This window comes from Alexandriicola marinus (assembly GCF_004000435.1).
GTDB lineage: Bacteria > Pseudomonadota > Alphaproteobacteria > Rhodobacterales > Rhodobacteraceae > Alexandriicola > Alexandriicola marinus.
This window is the reverse complement of the sequence record NZ_RBVZ01000045.1, coordinates 1-2295: the sequence shown is the minus strand read 5'-3', so window position 1 is coordinate 2295 and position 2295 is coordinate 1. Positions and strand designations below refer to the sequence as shown.

Annotated in this window: 2 protein-coding genes and 1 pseudogene; all 3 read right to left on the bottom strand. The window is 65.3% G+C overall.

Annotated features, from left to right (window positions below; genetic code table 11):
• A pseudogene (locus EP376_RS22545) lies at positions 1-292 on the bottom strand (type II secretion system protein E); the annotation flags it as partial.
• Positions 293-296: 4 nt separating this feature from the next.
• The gene (locus tag EP376_RS22540) at positions 297-1676 is read right to left on the bottom strand and encodes a TraB/TrbI/VirB10 family type IV secretion system protein (protein ID WP_127657709.1); all 1380 of its coding nucleotides are present in this window, start codon (positions 1674-1676) and stop codon (positions 297-299) included.
• The coding region (locus EP376_RS22535) for a TrbG/VirB9 family P-type conjugative transfer protein (protein ID WP_240652495.1) at positions 1673-2295 on the bottom strand (623 nt) is incomplete at its 5' end. The genes EP376_RS22535 and EP376_RS22540, both read right to left, overlap by 4 nt.

Sequence of the window (2295 nt, the reverse complement as noted above, 5' to 3'; positions counted from 1 at the left end):
GCACGGCGGGCGGGGTGATGACCTGCGCGCGGATCGGGCGCCCCTTGTAGGTGATCGAAACCGAGACGATGGGGCGGTCCTTGCTCATCGTCGTGTTGGCCGAGGAGGCGATCTGGTTGCCGAGATCCCTGACCTGAACGGCCGTGAGCCTCTGGTCGAGCGCGCGCATGAAGTGATCGCCCTGGAATTCGCCCCAACAGGTCCCGTCGGGATTGATGCAGATCTCGATGACGTCGTCGCGAGCGGCGGCGTTGATCCGGTCGAGCGAGGTTTCGAGATAGCTCAGAGACATGGGCTCAGAATACCTCCAGATCGCGGTCGACCATGACCGTGACGCGGGCGCCCTGGTCGACATAGATGACGGGGCCGATGGAGAGGTAATCGCCTATGACGCTGTCCGTGGCATCTGCCAGATCATCGCCAACGTCTTCGAGAGCGTCGGCGGCAGTCTCATCCTGGACTTCGGAGGCGGCGGCACTGGGTGCTGCGGAGATCAGCGAGATCAGGGCGGCCGACCCGAAACGCTCGGCGAAGCGTGTGTCCACGAAGCCGGTGACGCCAGAACGGCCCAGTTCATCACCTCCGAAGGAGCTGATCTGGACGGTCTGGTTGTCGGGCAGGATGATCCGGTCCCAGGCGATCGTGACGCGGCGCTGCGCGATATCGACGCCAGCGCGGTAGCGCCCGACGAGACGGGATCCGCGGGGGATCAAGAGGCGCACGCCATCGACGCTGTAGACATCCTCGGAGACCACGGCCCGGGTCTGGCCGGGAAGCGAGCTGTCGAGGGCGGTTTCCATGACGGCCTGGATCATGGTGCCCTGGATGATGGTGTTGGAGGGATTGGCGATCACCTCGGCCTGCGTCACCGTCGAGGGCAGCGCCCCGTTCAGCACGAAATCCGTCACCTCGCCGAAGGTGCGTTCGGTCAGAGCCGTTTCATTCGCTCCGGACGTGCCGCCAAACGCGATGGTGGGCGAGGCGATGCGCCGCTCCTGGAAGGCGCGTTCCTCCGCGGCGCGGCGCTCCAGCTCGGCCATGCGCCGGGCTTCTTCCTCGCGGCGCAGTCGCTCTTGCTCGCGTGCGCGCAGCTCATCCTCCGTGGGGCCCGCTGGGGCGGGCTGGGGTCGGCTGGCCTCGAGTTGGGCCAGTTCCAGATCCATGCGTAATTGCTCAAGGCTGCGATCCCGCGCCGTCAGTTCGTCCTGGAATCGTTGCTGTGCGGCTTCCGAGGCGGCTTGTAGCGCAGCGATCTGAGCGGTCAGCGCGTCGATCGCCTCTGCGGCGGCGGTGTCTGCCTCGACGACCGGTTCGGGGGCGTTGCGTAATTCCTCGATCTGAGCCTGCAGCGCGGTGATCTGCGCCAGAAGCTCCGCGTTGGGCTCGACTGGATCCGGTCCGACAAACACAACCTCGGGCTCGGGCGGAGGCAAGGTCTCGATAGCGCCAAAGCCGTCCCCCTCGTTTTGGAAGACGTCCGGGGTGGCCGTCGGCAAGGCTTCCTCTTCGTCGGGCTGTGAGAGGAGATAGAGCAGGGCACCACCTGCGCCGATGACGAGGACCACGATCAGCGCGAGAAGGGGCGACCGGCGCTGCGACGCCGTGGGGGCGCGGGCACTGCCTTTCTCAAGGGCGGCGAGGCGTTTTTCCATCTCGGTGTTCCCGGTATCGCTCATGAGGTGGCCTCCGCGGGCGGGATCGCCTCGATGCAGACCACCTCTTCGCCAAGTCGCAGGACCCATTGTCGGTTCACGCCGCTGACGCGGATCACGCCGTCTTCAGGAGTTTGCGTGTTGACCGTGCGCTCGCGGCCGCCCGCGTAGCGGAAGATCGCGGGCACAGGCGCGTTTCTTGGAAACGCGAAATACGTGAACGTCCCGTCATCCCAGATGCGGGTTGGCGTAAACTCGGTCCGCGCGCTGGCACCGTAATTGTAGTTTGGCGCTTGGGCGGCGATGGCTCGAGTCGGGCGCCCAGCGTCATCAGGATAGCGGAACTGCACCACATAGAAGGTCGGGCTGCGAACCTCCTCGACGTTGAAATAGTAGCTGCGCCTGTTCGTGTAGACGGTCACATTGGTATGGACACCGCGCGCGACGGGCTTGATTGCAAATGCCTGGCCTCCGGGCACGCCATCGATCTCGAAGCCCTCGGTGTCGCCCGCGATGATCGAGCGGATGCTTTCACCCTCAACGCCGAGGTCGCGCGCGGTATCGGGCATCAGCTGACCAAGGCCAATGGCGCCCGCATGTGAGATCGCATCCTGCCGATAGGCGCTCTCAACCTCGATATTGG

Coding starts and splice junctions, on each gene's coding strand:
- EP376_RS22540 (WP_127657709.1), bottom strand. CDS start 1,676: ATGAGCGATACCGGGAACACCGAGATGGAAAAACGCCTCGCCGCCCTT.